The organism is Azohydromonas aeria (assembly GCF_009760915.1).
Classification (GTDB): domain Bacteria; phylum Pseudomonadota; class Gammaproteobacteria; order Burkholderiales; family Burkholderiaceae_C; genus Azohydromonas; species Azohydromonas aeria.
The window spans coordinates 81374-99576 of the sequence record NZ_VIDQ01000003.1 but is presented as its reverse complement, the minus strand read 5'-3'; the positions used below and the strand labels follow the sequence as shown (position 1 = coordinate 99576).

The following is an 18203-nucleotide window of genomic DNA, read 5'->3' as shown; positions in this document are numbered from 1 at the left end:
CGTTGCCGTCCGCGATGGCCGATTCCTAGACTGGGCTGATTCGAAATGCTTGGCAGGAAGATGGCCCATCACGACACCCACCACGGCAGCGCAACGCCCCACCTCGTCACCCAGGAACAGGTCGCGCTCGCAACCGATGCGCTGGCCCAGGCGCTGGAAGAGACCGCCGTCGCACGCGACCAGCGCGGCGGCCATGCGCGGGCCGAGCGCGAGCTGATCCGCGCCAGCGGACTGCTCGACATCACCACGCCGCGCGACCTCGGCGGCTGGGGCCACTCCTGGCAGACCTTCCACCAGGGGCTGCGCCGGCTGGCGCAAGCCGACAGCGCGCTGGCGCACCTCTACGCCTTCCACCACCTGCAGGTGGCGACCGTGCTGCTGTACGGAGGACCCGAGCAGCACGAGCTCTTCCTGCGCCCCACGGTGCGCGGGCGGCTGTTCTGGGGCAACGCCCTGAATCCCAACGACAAGAGCGCGCTGGCGGTGAGCGAGGGCGAGGGCTTCGTCGTCACCGGGCCCAAGAGCTACTGCTCCGGCTCGGTGGGCGCGGACCGGCTCACCTTCTCGGCCTGGCACGAGGCCTCGCAGGCGCTGCTGATCGCGGCGCTGCCCAGCGACGCGCCGGGCCTGTCGGTGCGCGCCGACTGGGACGCCTTCGGCCAGAAGCAGACCGACAGCGGCACGGTGCTGTTCGAGCGGGTGCGCATCGAGCCGGAGCAGGTGCTGGTGCGCCCGGGCACGGTGCTCACGCCGCGCGCCACGCTGCGCTCGCAGCTGGCGCAGCTGATCCTGGTGAACCTGTACGTCGGCATCGCGCAAGGCGCGCTGGCGCAGGGACTGCGCTACACGCGCGAGTCGTCGCGTCCCTTCTTCGCCTCGGGCGTGGCCAGCGCCGTGGACGACCCCTACGTGCAGCACCGCTACGGTGAGCTGTCGCTGCTGGTGCGGCCAGCGCAAGTGCTGGCGGACCTGGCGGCGCAGCGCATCGACGCGGCGCTGGCGCGCGGGGATGCCGTCACGGCCGCCGAGCGCGGCGAGGTCGCCATTGCCGTGGCGCAGGCCAAGGCCGTGGCGCACCGTGCTGCCATCGAGGTCAGCAGCCAGGTGTTCGAGCTGATGGGTGCGAGCGCGACCAGCGGCCGGCTCGGCCTGGACCGCTTCTGGCGCAACGCGCGCGTGCACACGCTGCACGACCCCATCGACTACAAGCTGCGCGACCTGGGGCGGCATGCCCTCACCGGCCGCTTCCCCGAGCCGACGTCCTATTCCTGATCTTGCTGATCTTCCTGACATTCACGACGAAGAGACCGCCATGAGCCTCGACATCTTCTGGTTCCTGCCCACTTCGGGCGACACGCGCTACCTGGGCAAGTCCGACTTCGGCCGCCCCGCCACCAACGAGTACATGCGGCAGATCGCCGTGACGGCCGAGAACCTGGGTTACGACGGGCTGCTGATTCCCACCGGCGCCTCGTGCCTGGACCCCTGGGTGACGGCGGCGAGCCTGGTGCCGGTGACGCAGCGCATCAAGCTGCTGGTGGCGCTGCGCACCTCCATCAGCGGCCCCACCGCCTCGGCGCGGCAGGCGGCGTCGCTGGACCAGGCGCTCAAGGGCCGGCTGCTGCTCAACGTGGTGCCCGGCGGCGACGCGGCCGAGCTGGCCGCCGAGGGCGTGTACCTCAAGCACGACGAGCGCTACGAGGTGGCCGACGAGTTCCTGGGCGTGTGGAAGCGGCTGCTGCAGGGCGAGACCGTGGACCATGAGGGCAGGCACCTCAAGCTCGAAGGTGCACGCAACTACTTCGAGCCGGTGCAGCAGCTGCATCCGCCGCTGTACTTCGGCGGGTCCTCGCCCGCGGCGCACGAGCTGGCGGCCAAGCATGTGGACGCCTATCTCACCTGGGGCGAGCCGCCCGCGGCGGTGGCCGAGAAGATCGCCGACGTGCGCGAGCGCGCCGCGCGCCATGGGCGCACGGTGCGCTTCGGAGTGCGGCTGCAGGTGATCGTGCGCGAGACCAGCGAAGAGGCCTGGGCCGCTGCCGACAGCCTCATCAGCAAGCTTAGCGACGACGACATCCGCGCCGCGCAGGCCAACTTCGCGAAGATGGATTCCGTGGGCCAGCAGCGCATCACGGCGCTGCACGGCGGGCGGCGCGACAAGCTGGAGATCAGCCCCAACCTGTGGGCCGGTGTCGGGCTGGTGCGCGGCGGCGCGGGCACGGCGCTGGTCGGCGACGCCCAGACCGTGGCGGCGCGGCTGAAGGAGTATGCGGACCTGGGCGTGGACAGCTTCGTGCTGTCGGGCTATCCGCACCTGGAAGAAGCCATCCGATTCGCCGAGCTGGTGTTCCCGCTGTTGCCGGGCAAGCAGCCGGTGACGCTGCGCGACCGCGCGCTCACCGGCGGCGCCTTCGACGTGCGCGCGGGCGAGGACGCTACGCAACGGAAGGCAGCCTAGTCTCCTGGGCGAGCAGGTGCTGTTCGGGTCCTCGTACCCGTTTCGCCCCATCGGCCAGGGCATCGAGGATGCGCAGCGGCTCGGATTCAAGGACGCCGTCCTGGAGACGCTTTTCGCCGGCAATTCGCGGCGGGTGTTGGCGCGGGGCTGATCCGATACAGCCGCAGGAAGACCGTGCGGCCGGCCAGCGCCGGTAGGAGGCCCGCTTGCGGGCCGAACCCGCCACGGTGGCCACGAACGCCGGCCCGCAAGCGACCCCTTACGCGAACCGCCACGGCGATCGGTTGATGCTGCACCCGTCATGGTGGGACGGAAACACGAATGTCCTGCTTCGATCCTCGCTTTGGTTGTATCGATCCAAGCATTGTTTCGTTCCGGCCCGGACGGCGCCCTCCTACGCTGCAAGCCAGCCATCAGGTCAGCTCCCTCAAACATCCCAGGAGACCGCCCCATGTCCGCAGTGCTCAACGAAGTGTTCCTGCATCCCGTGCTCGAAGAGACGCGCCGGCTCGCGCACCGCACCGGGCTGGCCTACGCCGGCGGCGTGCTGCCGCCACAGGCCTGGGCCCTGGCGCAGTCGGGCCACGCCACGCTGGTGGACGTGCGCAGCGCCGAGGAGCGCAAGTTCGTCGGGCTGGTGCCGGGCAGCCTCCACGTGGCCTGGGCCACCGGCACGGCGCTCACGCGCAACCCGCGCTTCACGCGCGAACTCGAAGCCAAGGTGCGCAAGGACCAGCCGCTGCTGCTGTTGTGCCGCAGCGGCAAGCGCTCGGTGCTGGCGGCCGAGGCCGCGGCCAAGGCCGGTTTCGCGCTGGCCTTCAACGTGCTCGAGGGCTTCGAGGGCGATCTCGATGCTGGGCAGCAGCGCGGCAGGGCCGACGGCTGGCGCTTCCACGGCCTGCCCTGGGTTCAGGATTGAAGGGTGCGGCCACCGGCGCGTTGCCGGCCGGGCGCGTTGCGGAGCCTTCAGGCAGATGGTTTGCCCCGGTGCGGGGGTTGATCCACACAACGAGGAGACCTCCATGACCGCCGTGCTGGCCGAGCTGCTGTTGCTGCATCCCACGCTTGCCCGGATCCGTGCCGAGGCGCAGGCTGCGGGGCTGCCCTACGCTGGCGGCGTACCGCCTGCCGACGCCTGGGGCCTGGCGCAGGCCGGCGTCGCGACGCTGGTGGACGTGCGCACGCACGAGGAGCGGGTCTTCGTCGGGCGCGTGCCCGAGAGCCTGCACGTGCCCTGGGCCAGCGGCACGGCGCTCACGCGCAACCCGCGCTTCGCGCGCGAGCTCGAAGCCAAGGTGCGCAAGGAGCTGCCGGTACTGCTGCTGTGCCGCAGCGGCAACCGCTCGGCGCAGGCGGCCGAAGCCGCGACCAGGGCCGGCTTCCTGTTCGCCTTCAACGTGCTCGAAGGCTTCGAGGGAAGCCATGACCCGGCCCGGCAGCGCGGCCACGTCAACGGCTGGCGCTGGCATGGACTGCCCTGGATACAAGATTAGGGCATGCATGCAACTGCAAATTGCTTATGCGAATTGCGCGTTTCCCAAGCCGCGGGAACGGCGCTAATCTTTAGACACAGAATGAATGAGCTTGGAGAGATGAGCGCATAAGGCGGTTGCCGACCTCAACCAACGTGGAGGTTGCGCCGCTCTGGTGCACCGAATCCATGCGGTGCGCCAACGCCATGGACCTGCGCCTTCGGTTGCTTTGGCACCGAGGCTGCGACCGACGCTGGGCCAGGAATGAACGACAAGAACGATTGGGGAAGCACCGGCCTGAACGGCTGCGGTGCAGGGCCGGATCTGGAGCTGGGTGCCGTCGTGGCGGAGCTGCGGCAGGCACGCCAGCGCTGGCGCGAATCGCAGCAGCGGCTGCGCGAGATCGGCGCGCGCGAGCTGCCCTCGCGCGAGGCGCTGGCCGGCATCGTGGCCGGGCTTTGCGGCGCCCTCTTTCCAATGCGGCTGGGTCCGCCGGAGCTGCGCCAGGAAAGCGAGGACTATTACGTCGGCCACACGCTCGACGCCGTGCTGGGTGCGCTGCTGCAGCAGGTGAAGCTGGAGCTGCTGCACCGCCAGCGCCAGGCGCAGCGCGGTGCGCCGCTGCCCGACGGCGCGGCGCAGGCTGACGTCGCGCAGCGGGCGGTGCAAGTGGTGCGCGACTTCGCCGCGGCGTTGCCGGGCATCCGCGCGCTGCTCGACTCGGACGTGCTTGCGGCCTACCACGGCGACCCGGCGGCGCACAGCGTGGACGAGGTGCTGCTGTGCTATCCGGGCATCCACGCCATGATCCACCACCGCATCGCGCACCGGCTCTACGGGCTGGGCGTGCCGCTGCTGGCGCGCATGGTGGCCGAGCTGGCCCATGGCGAGACGGGCATCGACATCCACCCCGGCGCCAGCATCGGGCCGGGCTTCTTCATCGACCACGGCACGGGCGTCGTCATCGGCGAGACGGCGCGCATCGGCGCCAACGTGCGGCTATACCAGGCGGTCACGCTGGGCGCCAAGCGCTTCGAGACCGACGCGGACGGCCACCTCCACAAGGGCGGCGCGCGCCACCCCATCGTCGAGGACGAGGTGGTGATCTATGCCGGCGCAACCATCCTGGGCCGCGTGACGATCGGGCGCGGCTCCGTCATCGGCGGCAACGTCTGGCTCACGCGCAGCGTGGCGCCGGGCAGCCACGTGACGCAGGCGCAGACCCGCGAGGAAGGACGCAGCCATGCGCCGGCCGGCTGAGCTTTCACCGGTCGCGCCACGTTCCGGGCCGCCGCCCTGATGCCGGGGCCGGCAGGCCCCATCCGATGCGCCGCGCGCCCGGCGCGCGACGCCTCCTGTCTTCCCGTCCTCACGCCTTGACTGCACGCGTGCGGATGCGCTCGCCCGTGCGGCAAGCGCGGTTGAGGTCTTCGCAGTTCCACGATTCCATTTCGCAAGCCCGGCTTGCACGCCCAGGAGAGCCTGAATGAACCATCCCGCCGATCCCGTGACGGCCGATCCTTCCTCCGCCCACACCACGCTGGGCGACGCCGCGGCGCGGCAGTTGGCCACCACGACCAAGAGCACGCCGATCCTGCCCACCATCACGCCGCGCTGGCTCACGCACCTGCTGCAGTGGCTGCCGGTGGAAGCCGGCGTGTACCGGCTCAACAAGGTGCGCAACCCCAGGGACGTGAAGGTGGCCTGCGCCAAGCGCGACGAGGCCGAGCTGCCGCAGACCTTCGTGGACTACGAGGACAACCCGCGCGAATACCAGCTCACCGCGCTGAGCACGGTGCTGGACGTGCACACCCGCGTCTCCGACCTCTACAGCAGCCCGCACGACCAGATCAAGGAGCAGCTGCGCCTGACCATCGAGACGATCAAGGAGCGCCAGGAGAACGAGCTGATCAACAACCCGGACTACGGGCTGCTGGCCAGCGTGCACCCGGACCAGATCGTCTACCCGCTCACCGGCGCGCCCACGCCCGACGACATGGACGAGCTGCTGGTGCGGGTGTGGAAGGAGCCGGCCTTCTTCCTCACCCACCCGCTGGCCATCGCGGCCTTCGGGCGCGAGTGCACGCGCCGCGGCGTGCCGCCGCCGACGGTGAGCCTGTTCGGCTCGCAGTTCATCACCTGGCGCGGCATACCGCTCATCCCCAGCGACAAGGTGCCCGTGGCCGACGGCAAGACCAGGATCCTGCTGCTGCGCGTGGGCGACAAGCGGCAGGGCGTGGTCGGGCTGTTCCAGCCCGGGCTGCCGGGCGAGCAGAGCCCGGGGCTGTCGGTGCGCTTCATGGGCATCAATCGGCACGCCATCGCCTCGTACCTCATCAGCCTGTACTGCTCGCTGGCGGTGCAGAGCGACGACGCGCTGGCGGTGCTGGAGGACGTGGAAGTCGGCAAGTACCACGACTACCCGGACACCTACAAGTAAAGCGAGGGCCGGCCCATGCCGCAATTTCCCCCTTCCGAAGGCGCGCCGCCGGGCCTGCCCGACGCGGCCGCGCTGGCGCAGCTGGCCGGCGCCTTGTTCAAGGCGCTGCCAGGCCAGGAGCCCGGAGCCGGCTCGGTGCTGCAGCGGCTGATGCCGGGGCTCGACCTGCCAGGCGGCCCCTCGCCTTCGCCCGCGCTCGCGGGTGTGGATGCGCCGGCGCACCCGCAGCCCGCGGGTCTGACGCCGCCGCCGGGCAGCTTCGGTCCGGCCACGCCGGCGAGCGTGCCGCTGGGCGCCCTGCCGCCGGGCCAGCAGGCGGTGCCGACCTCGCCGCAATCGGCTGCCAACCTGCCGGCCTCGCTGCCGGCGCGCGTGCCGCATGCCCTGGCGCCCAACGGCGTGCCCGACCTGGTGCTGGGCGCGGCACCCGGCTATGACGGCCGTGCCGGCAGCCTGGTGCTGGGCGAACCCCGGGCCGCCGCGGCGGCTTCGCCGCCGGACACGGCCGCGCCGCGCGGCGACAGCGCCACGGCGACCGCGGGCGCGCCCTACTACTTCCTGGACCAGCCGCGCCCCGAAGCCATCGCCGTGGCGACGCCGCTGCGCACGCCCGCGCCGGGCGGCGATGCCCTGCTGGGCGCACTGGCCGGCCTGGACGTGCCGCAGCTGGACTTGGGAGCACCGGCGCGCGCCCCGGCCGCTCCCGCCGGCGGCAGCGGCTTCTACTTCCTGGACCACGCCACGCCGGCCGTGGTGCAGGCACCGCCGCAAGTGAACGCCGCGGCGCATCCGCCCTTCGACGTCCACGCCGTGAGGCGCGACTTCCCCATCCTGCGCGAGCGCGTCAACGGCCGGCCGCTGGTGTGGTTCGACAACGCGGCCACCACGCAGAAGCCGCAGGCCGTGATCGACCGGCTGGCGCACTTCTACGCGCACGAGAACTCCAACATCCACCGCGCCGCGCACGAGCTGGCGGCGCGCGCCACCGACGCCTACGAAGGCGCGCGAGAAACCGTGCGCCGCTTCATCGGCGCGGGCTCGGTGGAGGAGATCATCTTCGTGCGCGGCACCACCGAGGCCATCAACCTCGTGGCCAAGACCTGGGGCGCCAGGAACATCGGCGCGGGCGACGAGATCATCGTCAGCCACCTGGAGCACCACGCCAACATCGTGCCCTGGCAGAAGCTCGCCGCCGAGAAGGGCGCGAAGCTGCGGGTCATTCCGGTGGACGACTCGGGACAGGTGATCCTGGAGGAGTACCAGCGGCTGCTCAACGACCGCACGAAGATCGTTTCCGTGACGCAGGTTTCCAACGCGCTGGGCACGGTGGTGCCGGTGAAGGAGATCATCGACGTCGCCCACCGCCACGGCGTGCGCACGCTGGTGGACGCGGCGCAGTCGGTGAGCCACATGCGCGTGGACGTGCGCGCGCTGGACACCGACTTCCTTGTCTTCTCCGGCCACAAGATCTTCGGGCCCACGGGCATCGGCGTGGTCTACGGCAAGCGCGAGGTGCTCGAAGACATGCCGCCGTGGCAGGGCGGCGGCAACATGATCGCGGACGTGACTTTCGAGCGCACCGTGTTCCACGGCCCGCCCACGCGCTTCGAGGCTGGCACCGGCAACATCGCCGACGCGGTGGGCCTCGGCGCCGCGCTGGAGTACGTGGAGCGCATCGGCATCGAGGCGATCGGGCGCTACGAGCACGCGCTGCTCGAATACGCCACGGCGCAGATGCAGCCCATTCCCGGCGTGCGGCTCGTCGGCACGGCACGCGACAAGGCCAGCGTGCTGAGCTTCGTGCTGGCGGGCTATTCGACCGACGAGGTCGGCAAGGCGCTGAACCAGGAAGGCATCGCCGTGCGCACCGGCCACCATTGCGCGCAGCCGATCCTGCGCCGATTCGGCCTGGAGACCACGGTGCGGCCGTCGCTGGCGTTCTACAACACCTGCGAGGAAGTCGATCGCATGGTGAAGGTCGTGCGCCAGCTGGCGGGCAGCCGGCGCTGAAGCGCTTTGCTCATCCCGGCCCGTGCCGGGATGACGATTCCTCGCCCGCCTTGTCTGCGCCGGTGCCCCCGGGACGCCCGATGTGTGGTGTTGACGACAATATATTCATTTATATATTGTTTTCGAGCCGTTCACGGGCAGGAGGTTTTCCATGGACGCCGGCATCGCCATCCAGCCGTTCTTCGACCCGGCCACCTCGACGGTGAGCTACGTCGTGGCCGATCCCGCCTCCGCCTGCGCCGCCGTCATCGACCCGGTGCTGGACTTCGACATCAAGCCGGGCCGCACTCATACGCGCTCGGCCGACGCCATCGCCGACCACGTGAAGTCCGAGGCGCTGTCGGTGCAATGGATCCTCGAGACCCATGCCCACGCCGACCATCTCTCCGGCGCGCGCTACCTGCAGCAGCGCCTGGGCGGCCGTGTCGCCATCGGCGAGCACATCCGCGAGGTGCAGGCGACCTTCAAGAAGCTCTACAACCTGGAGCGCGGCTTCCTGCCTGACGGCAGCCAGTTCGACCACCTGTTTCGCGACGGGGAGCAGTTCGTCATCGGCAGCCTGCGGGTCACGGCGCTGCACGTGCCCGGACACACGCCGGCGGACATGGCCTACCTGGTGGGCGATGCCGTGTTCGTGGGCGACACGCTGTTCATGCCCGACGTGGGCACGGCGCGCGCGGACTTTCCCGGCGGCGATGCGCGGGCGCTGCATCGCTCCATTCGTCGGCTGCTGGCGCTGCCGTCGGCCACGCGCGTGTTCGTGTGCCACGACTACCCGCCTGCGGGGCGCGGGCCGGCCTGGGAAACCACGGTGGAAGAAGAGCGCCGGCGCAACGTCCACGTGCGCGACGGCGTGGACGAGGACGCCTTCGTGACCATGCGCCAGGCGCGCGACGCCTCGCTGGGCGTGCCCGCGCTGATCCTGCCGTCGATCCAGGTCAACGTGCGCGCGGGCCAGTTGCCGCCACCGGACGACAACGGCGTGTCGTACCTGCGCATCCCGCTCAACCTGCTCTGAAGCCGCGGCGCAGCGCAGGGGCCTGGCATCGGCCCTCGCCGGCGGCGGCATGGTCCCCAGCACCCGCGCGACGGCTCGGCGGCGTACATGGGCCAGCGCTTACGGCTGTGCGCGCCACACGCCCAGCTCGGCCAGGTGCACCTTGCGTGGCAGCACGCCTTCATTGGTGAAGGCGTCGGCAATGCGCTGCAGGTCAGCCAGGCCGTCGGCATCCACGGGCTGCACCTGGTAGCTGCGCCGGGCGTTGGCGGCGGCCACCGTGGCCGCGTCCAGCCCGATCACCGGTGCGTGCCACTGCGCCGCAGCATCCGGGTTGCGCTTGATCCATGCGCCGGCGCGCAGCAGTTCGGCGAAGAGCACGCCAAGCACGTCGCCGCGGCGCTGCGCGAAGGCGCTTCCGGCAAGGTAGAAGCGCCGGTAGTCGGACAGCCCCACGCTCTCGGTCAGCAGCCGCGCGCCGGACTGGCGCTGCACCGCGGCCAGGAACGGGTCCCAGATGGCCCATGCGGCGATGTCGCCCCGTTCGAAGGCCGCGCGCGCATCGGCCGGGCTGAGGTAAGCCGGCTCGATGTCGCGCATGGACAGCCCCGCGCGCTTGAGCGCGGCCAGCACCAGGTAGTGCGCGCCCGCGCCCTTGGCGAAACCTACCTTGCGGCCCTTGAGCTGCGCCACGCGGGCCAGGCCCGAGTCGGCGCGCACGACCAGCGCCTGCGCCTGCGGCGATGGCGCTTCGGTGGCCCAGCAGCTCAGCCGCGCGCCGGCGGCCAGCGCAAAGGGAGGCACCGCGTCGGCCACGTCCGAGCTCACGTCCACGGCGCCGACGTTGAGCGCCTCCAGCAGAGGCAGGCCCGACGTGAACTCGTGCCAGCTCACGTCCACGTCCAGCGGCGCCAGCGCCGTCTCCAGCGTGCCTCGGCTCTTGAGCCAGATCATCAGCGTGGACGACTTCTGGTAGCCGATGCGCAGCCGCTCGGGCGCGGCCCGCACGCGGGCAGGCCACAGGACGGGCAGCGCCAGCGCGGCGGCAAGGAGGTGGCGGCGGTCGGTCATGGTTCACACGTGAGATGGGACTGGCACCGACCATAGGCGGCCGGTCCAGCAGCGGGAACGACGCGATGCGCGCATGCTCATGTCGCTGGCGCATGAACGGCTGCCGGCGGCATGTGGGCGCGGTTCACCACGATGCGACCGCAGCTTCAACGGCAACCCTCGGCCTGGGATCTTGCATATCGGAATTCGTCATTTGCCTGGGCCACGAGGCAGCGATTACGGTAGCCCGGTGCGCATCCGCCTTGCGCACCCTACCCGCAACGGCCGCGAACGCGCGGCCCCTGCCCTGCCATCCGCCATGAGCCTGCAACGCAAATCCGAGTACCCCGTGGACCCGATGTTCACCTGCCGCTGGTCACCGCGCGCGTTCAACGCCGAGTCGATCGAGCCGGCGACGCTGATGACGCTGTTCGAGGCGGCGCGCTGGGCCCCGTCGAGCTTCAATGCCCAGCCCTGGCGCTTCATCTACGGGCGGCGCGACACGCCGGCCTGGCAGCCGCTGCACGATGCCCTCAACGACTACAACCGCAGCTGGGCGCACCGGGCATCGGTGCTGGTGGCCGTGCTGTCGAGCACGACCTGGACGCCACCGGGCAAGTTGCAGGCGCAGCCGCTCGGCAGCCACTCCTTCGACACCGGTGCGGCGTGGGCCAGCCTGGCGTTCCAGGCCACGCTGCTGGGCTGGCACGCGCATGCCATGGGCGGTTTCGATCGCGAGCGCTTGCGCCAGGCGCTGGACATTCCCGAGGACCACGCCATCGAGGCGATGGTGGCCATCGGCTGGCGCAGCGACCAGGACGTGCTGCCCGAGGCGCTCCAGGCCCGCGAGGTGATGACGCAGCGGCTGCCCCTGGACCAGCTGGTTGCGGAAGGCAGCTTCACGTTCAATGGTCGACACAGGAACGTGGACCCAGCGCCCTCGCTCACAGGGGCGGAAAGGGTCGCCAGCTGAACTTGGGCCGGTATCTGCGGATCGCGAGATGGCGCGGTTGGGTGACCCTCGTCAGATGCCCCAGGAAAGGACCGAAGGTCAGCGTCGCTACGCGGAAGATCCAGTCTTGAGCAAACGCTGTGAAGCGACAGCTTCGAAGCTTTTGTCGCGCGATGCCGTGGTTTTTCCATAGGGCTTCACAAGCGCTGCGAGGATTGATTAGAGCCACCGGCCAGAGTCATCAAGAACGACGTCCTGCCAGTAACAGCCTCGACGCTTCGCTTCCGTGTCTTGACGATAGCAGACCTGCGTCAAGGCGCCGGTGTCACGGTATCGCGCTGTCACGCCACGGTTGCTGGCGAGTCCTGGTCAACTGTCCACCCATGTCGTGCGCGAACCGGTTCAACATCGCCCACAACCCGCACGCGTTAATGGTTCCGGGTGCCTTGATGCCTTCCCGGTCAGCAGCGGCAGCACCATCTCCGCAGCACTCACCGCGATCGCGAGCGGTCACGTCACAGCATGCGAGCATGCGAAGCGAGGGCAGATGGCTATCGATTGCTGTGAACTCGGCCGGCAACGCTTGCATCTCGTCGATCAGCCGCGCGATTGGCGTGAGGTTCCTCGCGGCCCGTGCATCACGCAGCGCGCTCATCGGGGACAGCATCATCGTGCGCTCGCGTTCCTCGCCATCCCCCCAAGCTGCACGCGCTACACGGCCGGCATCGCCGCCGCCGCCGCTGCTGCCGCTGCCCGGCGTGCAGCCATCTCCTGCACGGCCGCCTGCATCACGCGCGTCACCAGCGCGGGGTAGGCCCAGGGCACGTCGTGCGCCGGGCCCGACAGGAATGGCGAGCGCGGATCACGCACCCATTCGCGCGGGAACAGCGCAATTTCCTGATCGAGCGGCGCCTGCTCCAGCTGCGCTGCCACGTTCGGGTGGGTGATGGAGGAGACAAAGGCTCCGATCAGATCCACGCCCACCAAACGACCCAGGTGCAGCCACGCCACCGGCCGCGGATTGCATTCAATGGCCAGGGCACGGCCGCTGGCCTCATCGATCATGAAGTCCACCGAGAAATAGCCATCCATGCACCAGAGCGCGGCCAGCCGCTCGCAGGCAATGCGCATGTCCTCGCTGGCAATGGCCCGCACACGGGTAGCCGGCCCGGTGCCGGACTGCTGCTGGGTGTTGAGCAACGACATGCCTGCGACGACGCGTCCACCTTGCGCCAAGCAGGCGCGCATGGCACAGCGACCGCGTACCAACGCTTGCGCGATCAACGGCCTACCGGCACCTTGCAGGCGCTGCAGCGCTGCGTCGAACTCCGTCCGGGACGACACCAGTGCAACGCCCGTTCCGGCCACCGTAGCTTCGGCCTTGAGCACGCAGCGCCACTGGCGCGCCTGGGCCCACTCGTGCAACGGCTTGCCCTGCTCCGGGCACCATCCCTCAGGCTGGAGAACCTGCTTGCCCAGCGCCACCAGCGCACTGCGCCGCCCACGCAGCGCCAGCGAATCCATGTTGCCGAGTGAGTCGCGCAGCAGTGCCCCGAAGGGCAGGAGCGCGGCGTGCTGCTGTTGCCACAGCTGCGCCAGCAGCAGCACCGCCCGGTCGTCCAGCGGCACGATGCGCTGCGGAGCAAAGCGCCGCAGCGCATCCAGCAATCCGGCCCAGGAGCTGCCCGGCCGGTAGGCCGCGCGCAACGCCAGGTTGAGCGCCTGCAGCGTCGTACCTTCGGGATGCCAGGCCGCGCACGCCACGCCGCGCTCCATCAACGCCAGCACCAGACGCTCCGGACCCACCCATGGTTCGGTTTGCACGAACAGAACGCGTGGCGGTTGACCCGGATTGACGCCAGAGCTTGCAGTAGCGGACGAAATGGGAAGGCTCATTCAAAGACGACCTGAATTCCTGAGAAGGCCTAAGCAGGCCACGGCCGGCCCGCAGTGTGCGGGCAGCTGTGGTTTCCATACGTAAAGCGCAACGGATATCCGGCTTGTGCGTGGCAAAAGCCACGCAGCTTCACCCGATCCATTGACTACATTGCTGGCCGACTGCCGATACATGCTTTGGCACACGGCCGGGACTTTCGGCTTCGTCACGAGTCCCTTGCCACGGGGATGTTCTCCCTCGCTGATGCGGCTGCAACCATGACTTGATGCGGTGCATCGTTCTCTGCTGCCTGCAAACCGTTCTACGCCGTGGCTTCAGGCCCCACTTACAACGGCTTGCCCGGGCCAGGCAAGGGACGCGAACTCCGGCCTACATCGACATGAGTTTTCCAAAGGTGCCTGCCACGCAAGTGATCCGCCTGCAGCCTGAATTCCGGATGCTGGATGGCCACGCGCCGCAGTTTGGCGGCCCGGGGTTGCTGGCGACGCTGGAGCTGCAAGCCCTGCCCGAGGGTGCGGCGACGGCGCTGGACGCCATGCACGCCCTGCTGGCAGCCGCACTTCCGACCGGCGCGCTGCCGGATGGCGTGGGCATGACGCTGCCCGAGCGGCTGTTGGCGTGGGCCACGGCGATGCAATATGCCGCTGGCTGGCCGGTGTTCCAGAACGCCAGGGCCCTGTGTGCCCGGCACCGTGATCCCGACATGCCGGACCGGTGGCACCTGCTGCACCTGCCGTGCCAGCCACACGAGGCCACGGCCACGGCCCAGGCGCTGCACTGGGTTGTGGCGCGCGCCGAGGACGCATTGCGCGGCATGGACCCCGAGGCGAGCCTGTCGACGCTGGCGCCGCTGCGGGCGACGCTCGAAGCCCTGGCGCCGCAGGGCGTGAACACGCTGCGCTTCCTGCAGGCGGCGCACGATGCGGGCATTCCGTGGCGTCACGTGCACGGCAACGTCTACCGCTTCGGCTGGGGCGCGCAATCGCGCCTGCTCGACAGTTCCTTCACCGACGCCACACCGCGTATCGGCGCGGGGCTGGCCCGCGACAAGACGGGGGCTGCAGCAGTATTGCGTGCGCTGGGCATGCCCGTGCCCGCGCACCGGCTGGCGCGCGACGCGAACGAGGCCGTGGCGGTGGCCGCACAGTTGGGCTGGCCGGTGGTGGTCAAGCCGGCCGACCAGGACGGCGGACTTGGCGTGCAGGCTGGGTTGAACACGCCAGAAGCCGTGCGCAGGGCCTTTGTCGCAGCGCGCGCGCTGTCGAGCCGCGTGCTGGTGGAGCAGCACGTCGATGGGCGCGACCACCGGCTGCAGGTGTACCAGGGCGAGGTGTATTGGGTCGCCGAGCGGGTGCCGGGCGGCGTGACGGGCGACGGCACGCGCAGCGTGGCACAGTTGCTGCAAGCCCTCAACGACGACCCGCAGCGCAGCGCGGCCGGCCCGCTCCAGCGTCTCGTGTTTGATGACGAGGCCAGTGACCTGCTGGCCGAACAGCAGCTCCAAGCCGACGCGGTGCCGGCTGCCGGGAGATTCGTGCGGCTGCGGCGCGCGGCCAACATCTCCCGGGGCGGGGTGCGCGTGCCGTTGCCACTGGAGAAGGTGCATCCAGACAACTTGGCCCTGGCGGCACGCGCGGCCCGGGCGCTGCACCTGGACCTGGCGGGCGTGGACCTGCTCATCCCCGACATCGGCCGCTCTTGGCTGGAAGGCGGCGCTGCCCTTTGCGAGATCAATGCCCAGCCTCAGCTCGCGCCGCAGCTACCGGGCTGGCTGCTGCAGCGGATGGTGCATGGTCAGGGCCGCATCCCGGTGGTGGTGGTCCTGGGGCACCCGATTCCGCAGGCGCTGGCGCTGGCACTCTCCGAGGCCATGCCGGGCCAGCGCCTGGGCTTGGCGACGGCCGCTGGGGTGTGGATTGGCGGACGCCGCGTGGCGCCGGGAGGGCTCGGCGTGCTGGCGGCCGGCGGCGCGCTGCTGGCCGATGCCGATGTGGACGTGGCGCTGCTTTGCCTCGACGGCGCGGCCGGGCTGCGCGACGGCCTGCCGGTGGACCGCTTCGACCTGCTGGTGCTGGCCGGCGGTCCCGCGGCGCACGCTGATGCAACGGCCTGGCTGCACTGGCGCCACCAGGCTGCCGCACTGCTGCCCATGAGCAGCGCCGGCGCTGTCGGCGCTGCGGAGTGCGTCGGCTGGGCGCCGCTGCTGCAGGGTCTGCCGGCTGGCCAGGGCCGCCGGGTGCCGTTGCCCCAGCTGGCTTCGGCAATCGGAACCGTGCTCAGTGAAACACCGCCAGGCATCGGCACGCGGCGTCAGTCGCCCGGGATCAGGCCAGATTGAATCGGCGCGCCTGCCGGCTTCCAGGCCCGTGGCACTGAACGGCAATAACGGCTTGCCAAAGGCCCCTTTTTCACGGCATCTCCAGCCGGCTCCTCGCGAGAGGATCACATCATGAGCCAGTCCCACACCCTGCCGCCCTTCGTCATCGATCACGCCGGGCAGATTGCCGAAGCCGCCGCTGCGCTGCGCGAGGTGTTGCCGCACCTGCCCGCCACCCTGGTGCAGGGACTGGCCCGCGCGGAAACCGCACGCAAGCACGGGCTGTTCCCCGCTGCTGAGCAGCAGCTTGACGCGCTGCAACCCGAGTACGGCGAGCGCCCGGTGCTCAAGCGCGAGCGCATCCTGCTGCACGTGGCCGCGGAGGAATTCGATCGCGCCGAGGCGCTGCTAGAGCAGGAGTGTCAGCGCACGCCGCCGCAGCGCTGGATCTGGATGATGCTGGCATCGTGTCGCATGCGCCTGGGCAAGCCCGCCGGCGAGAGCGAGGCGCTGCGCCAGGCGCTGGCCTTGCAGTACGAAGAAGCGCCGGCTCGGCGGCTTTTCGAGCTGCAGCGCGACGCTGGCGACATGCGCGGCGCGCTCGACACGGTGCTGCGGCTGCGCACACTGCGCGACACCGAAGAGCTGGCGGTGGCGCATGCCAAGCTGCTGGTGCGCCTGGAGCGCCACGACGAAGCCGAGGTCCTGTGCGGGCAGCTCATGCAGCGCGTGCCTGCGCCCACCGGCGCGGTGGAAGTATGGACACAGTTGCTGCTGCAACGCAGCGGCGGGCCGGAGCAGGTGCTCGCCACGTTGGACGCGTTGCGGGCCCAGGGTCGTGAGGAGGCCGCGCACCTGCTCTCGCGCAGCCGTGCCTGCCACCGCATGGACCGCACCGACGCGGCCATTGCGGCACTGCAGCGCGCACTGGCGCTGCAGCCGCAGCACAAGCAGTGGTGGTACGACCTGGCGGTGCAGCAGCGTCAGGTGGGGCAGATTGCGCAGTCGCAGGTCAGCTTCGAGCGAGCGATGGAGATCGACCCGCTGGACCCTACCACGCTGCGCGTGCACGGCGTGGAACACCGCTACGCCTACGGCGACGACGCCTGGCGCCGCGTCAACCAGGCGCTGGCTCGCATGGAGAGCTATCCGCGCGAGCGCCAAGTCGAGCTGCACTACGCCGCGGCCAAAGCCTGCGAGGACGTGGGCGAGCACGATGCGGCCTTCGACCACTACCGCATCGGCGGCGCCAAGCAAACGGAGATCAACCCTTACCGCCACGGTGCCGCGCTGAGTTTGCTGCGCACGCTGCGCCAGGGCATGCACCCGGCCACCTATGCCGGCTTCAAGGAGCCTGCCTGCCCCAGCGACACACCGGTGTTCGTGCTGGGCATGCCGCGCTCGGGCACCACGCTGACCGAGCAGATCATCGCCAGCCACCCGCAGGCCTGGGGCGCGGGCGAGCTCAAGCTGCTGCACCGCGTGCTCGACGGCATCAACGTCAACGGCACGCGCATCCAGACCGGCAGCGACGACGGCGGCGCGATCCCGACCTACATCCCGGGCGTGGACCTGCAGTGCGCCACGCTGGGATTTCGCGAGCGGGGCGAGCGCTACGTGCAAGCCATCTCGGCGCTGGCCGACGCCGCGGGCCGCACCGGGGCCCTCCGCGTGGTGGACAAGATGCCGGGCAACTACTTCTGGGCCGGCATGCTGCCTTTCATCCTGCCCAACGCACGCATCGTGCACACGCGGCGCCACCCGATGGACTGCGCGCTGTCCAACTACCGCATCTTCTTCCCCGACGGCATGCCCTGGAGCTACGACCTGCGCAACCTGGGCAAGTGCTGGCGTGCCTACCACGAGCACATGCAGCACTGGGAGTCGAACCTGCCGCCGGGGATGCTGCTTTCGGTGCATTACGAGCAGGTGGTGGCCGACCTCGACACCATGGCGCGGCGCATCGTGGCCCACATCGGGCTGCCCTGGGACGACGCCTGCCTGCGCTTCTACGAAACCGAGCGCTCGGTGAAGACTGCCAGCCTGAGCCAGGTGCGCCAGCCCATCTACAACTCCTCGGTGGGTCGCTGGCGCAAGTACGAGAGCTACCTGCAGCCGCTGCTGGCGGAGATCCGACCGCTGGTGGATGCGTACGAGGCCGAGCTGGACGCGCTCTCGCCCCAGGGCACTCCCGCAACCCAGGATGCGGTCCAGGCATCCTGCTCCACGACGGCCTGACCGCCCTGTAGCCCCTGGGCACCACGGCCGGAGCACGGACGTCACGCGCCACGTTCGGACGTGCCGGCGCAGGCCGGCCGCCCATGCGGTCCCGAAGCCAGCCGCAGTTTCTTGACGTCTCCTGGAGTAACCGTGTACGCCGCGTCCGCCTGATTTCAGGCAAACGCGCGGCGTTCGCATGACCGCGACCCGGTCGGCCAGCGCGTGCTGCCGGCCCACTGTGTCAGAAGCGTAAACGAACGCCCCGATACCCCCGGACGACCCTTCAGCCGCTCGCGGTTGCAACCGAAGTAGCGCCATTCCCGTTCGGTGCGCCGGCCTCCCGCGAAGAACAGGCACGGTCACCGGTTCCCCGCCCCGATCCTTGAACGG

14 protein-coding genes are annotated in these 18203 nt (G+C 70.2%); 11 read left to right on the top strand and 3 right to left on the bottom strand.

Annotated elements, in window-relative coordinates; all coding sequences use genetic code 11:
* The first annotated feature begins 60 nt into the window (after positions 1–60).
* The 8 genes from FJ694_RS03520 to FJ694_RS03485 all read left to right on the top strand — a co-directional run bounded on the left by FJ694_RS03520 (position 61) and on the right by FJ694_RS03485 (position 9398).
* Positions 61–1272 carry an acyl-CoA dehydrogenase family protein gene (locus tag FJ694_RS03520; protein WP_198320710.1) on the top strand — a complete coding sequence of 404 codons (1212 nt, stop codon included), beginning with the start codon at positions 61–63 and terminating at the stop codon, positions 1270–1272.
* Between the two features lie 40 nt (positions 1273–1312).
* Positions 1313–2458 (top strand): FMNH2-dependent alkanesulfonate monooxygenase, encoded by a 1146-nt coding sequence (gene ssuD, locus FJ694_RS03515; protein WP_157264344.1) that lies wholly within the window; start codon positions 1313–1315, stop codon positions 2456–2458.
* Between the two features lie 451 nt (positions 2459–2909).
* A complete protein-coding gene (locus FJ694_RS03510; RefSeq protein WP_157264343.1) occupies positions 2910–3377 on the top strand; it encodes a rhodanese-like domain-containing protein in 468 nt (155 codons plus the stop codon).
* Between the two features lie 103 nt (positions 3378–3480).
* Positions 3481–3951 (top strand): rhodanese-like domain-containing protein, encoded by a 471-nt coding sequence (locus FJ694_RS03505; protein WP_157264342.1) that lies wholly within the window; start codon positions 3481–3483, stop codon positions 3949–3951.
* 243 nt (positions 3952–4194) lie between these two features.
* Complete coding sequence (gene epsC, locus FJ694_RS03500) at positions 4195–5190, top strand: serine O-acetyltransferase EpsC (protein ID WP_157264341.1); 996 nt, start codon at positions 4195–4197, stop codon at positions 5188–5190.
* 226 nt (positions 5191–5416) lie between these two features.
* Positions 5417–6370 carry a family 2A encapsulin nanocompartment shell protein gene (locus FJ694_RS03495; RefSeq protein ID WP_157264340.1) on the top strand — a complete coding sequence of 318 codons (954 nt, stop codon included), beginning with the start codon at positions 5417–5419 and terminating at the stop codon, positions 6368–6370.
* A gap of 15 nt (positions 6371–6385) precedes the next feature.
* The gene (locus tag FJ694_RS03490; RefSeq protein ID WP_157264339.1) at positions 6386–8380 is read left to right on the top strand and encodes a family 2A encapsulin nanocompartment cargo protein cysteine desulfurase; all 1995 of its coding nucleotides are present in this window, start codon (positions 6386–6388) and stop codon (positions 8378–8380) included.
* A gap of 151 nt (positions 8381–8531) precedes the next feature.
* Positions 8532–9398: an MBL fold metallo-hydrolase gene (locus FJ694_RS03485; protein WP_157264338.1), complete on the top strand. Its 867-nt coding sequence runs from the start codon at positions 8532–8534 to the stop codon at positions 9396–9398.
* A 99-nt stretch (positions 9399–9497) separates the two neighbouring features.
* On the opposite strand, the gene FJ694_RS03480 is transcribed toward FJ694_RS03485, so the two are convergent.
* A complete protein-coding gene (locus FJ694_RS03480; protein WP_157264337.1) occupies positions 9498–10448 on the bottom strand; it encodes an aliphatic sulfonate ABC transporter substrate-binding protein in 951 nt (316 codons plus the stop codon).
* Positions 10449–10746: 298 nt separating this feature from the next.
* On the opposite strand from FJ694_RS03480, the gene FJ694_RS03475 reads away from it, so the two are divergent.
* Positions 10747–11400: a nitroreductase family protein gene (locus FJ694_RS03475; RefSeq protein ID WP_157264336.1), complete on the top strand. Its 654-nt coding sequence runs from the start codon at positions 10747–10749 to the stop codon at positions 11398–11400.
* 304 nt (positions 11401–11704) lie between these two features.
* Here the strand turns inward: FJ694_RS03475 and FJ694_RS03470 are convergent, their stop codons facing one another.
* Positions 11705–12049 (bottom strand): hypothetical protein, encoded by a 345-nt coding sequence (locus tag FJ694_RS03470; protein ID WP_157264335.1) that lies wholly within the window; start codon positions 12047–12049, stop codon positions 11705–11707.
* A 41-nt stretch (positions 12050–12090) separates the two neighbouring features.
* Positions 12091–13275: a hypothetical protein gene (locus tag FJ694_RS03465; RefSeq protein WP_157264334.1), complete on the bottom strand. Its 1185-nt coding sequence runs from the start codon at positions 13273–13275 to the stop codon at positions 12091–12093.
* A 266-nt stretch (positions 13276–13541) separates the two neighbouring features.
* Here FJ694_RS03465 and FJ694_RS03460 point away from each other — a divergent pair, with 266 nt between their 5' ends.
* Positions 13542–15614, top strand: coding sequence for an acetate--CoA ligase family protein (locus tag FJ694_RS03460; RefSeq protein WP_157264333.1), 2073 nt, complete (start codon positions 13542–13544; stop codon positions 15612–15614).
* Positions 15615–15725: 111 nt separating this feature from the next.
* Positions 15726–17831, top strand: coding sequence for a tetratricopeptide repeat-containing sulfotransferase family protein (locus FJ694_RS03455; protein ID WP_157264332.1), 2106 nt, complete (start codon positions 15726–15728; stop codon positions 17829–17831).
* Positions 17832–18203 lie beyond the last annotated feature (372 nt).

Coding starts and splice junctions, on each gene's coding strand:
- epsC (WP_157264341.1), top strand. CDS start 4,195: ATGAACGACAAGAACGATTGGGGAAGCACCGGCCTGAACGGCTGCGGT.
- FJ694_RS03505 (WP_157264342.1), top strand. CDS start 3,481: ATGACCGCCGTGCTGGCCGAGCTGCTGTTGCTGCATCCCACGCTTGCC.
- FJ694_RS03490 (WP_157264339.1), top strand. CDS start 6,386: ATGCCGCAATTTCCCCCTTCCGAAGGCGCGCCGCCGGGCCTGCCCGAC.
- FJ694_RS03465 (WP_157264334.1), bottom strand. CDS start 13,275: ATGAGCCTTCCCATTTCGTCCGCTACTGCAAGCTCTGGCGTCAATCCG.
- FJ694_RS03470 (WP_157264335.1), bottom strand. CDS start 12,049: ATGATGCTGTCCCCGATGAGCGCGCTGCGTGATGCACGGGCCGCGAGG.
- FJ694_RS03455 (WP_157264332.1), top strand. CDS start 15,726: ATGAGCCAGTCCCACACCCTGCCGCCCTTCGTCATCGATCACGCCGGG.
- ssuD (WP_157264344.1), top strand. CDS start 1,313: ATGAGCCTCGACATCTTCTGGTTCCTGCCCACTTCGGGCGACACGCGC.
- FJ694_RS03460 (WP_157264333.1), top strand. CDS start 13,542: ATGCGGTGCATCGTTCTCTGCTGCCTGCAAACCGTTCTACGCCGTGGC.
- FJ694_RS03520 (WP_198320710.1), top strand. CDS start 61: ATGGCCCATCACGACACCCACCACGGCAGCGCAACGCCCCACCTCGTC.
- FJ694_RS03510 (WP_157264343.1), top strand. CDS start 2,910: ATGTCCGCAGTGCTCAACGAAGTGTTCCTGCATCCCGTGCTCGAAGAG.
- FJ694_RS03475 (WP_157264336.1), top strand. CDS start 10,747: ATGAGCCTGCAACGCAAATCCGAGTACCCCGTGGACCCGATGTTCACC.
- FJ694_RS03495 (WP_157264340.1), top strand. CDS start 5,417: ATGAACCATCCCGCCGATCCCGTGACGGCCGATCCTTCCTCCGCCCAC.
- FJ694_RS03480 (WP_157264337.1), bottom strand. CDS start 10,448: ATGACCGACCGCCGCCACCTCCTTGCCGCCGCGCTGGCGCTGCCCGTC.
- FJ694_RS03485 (WP_157264338.1), top strand. CDS start 8,532: ATGGACGCCGGCATCGCCATCCAGCCGTTCTTCGACCCGGCCACCTCG.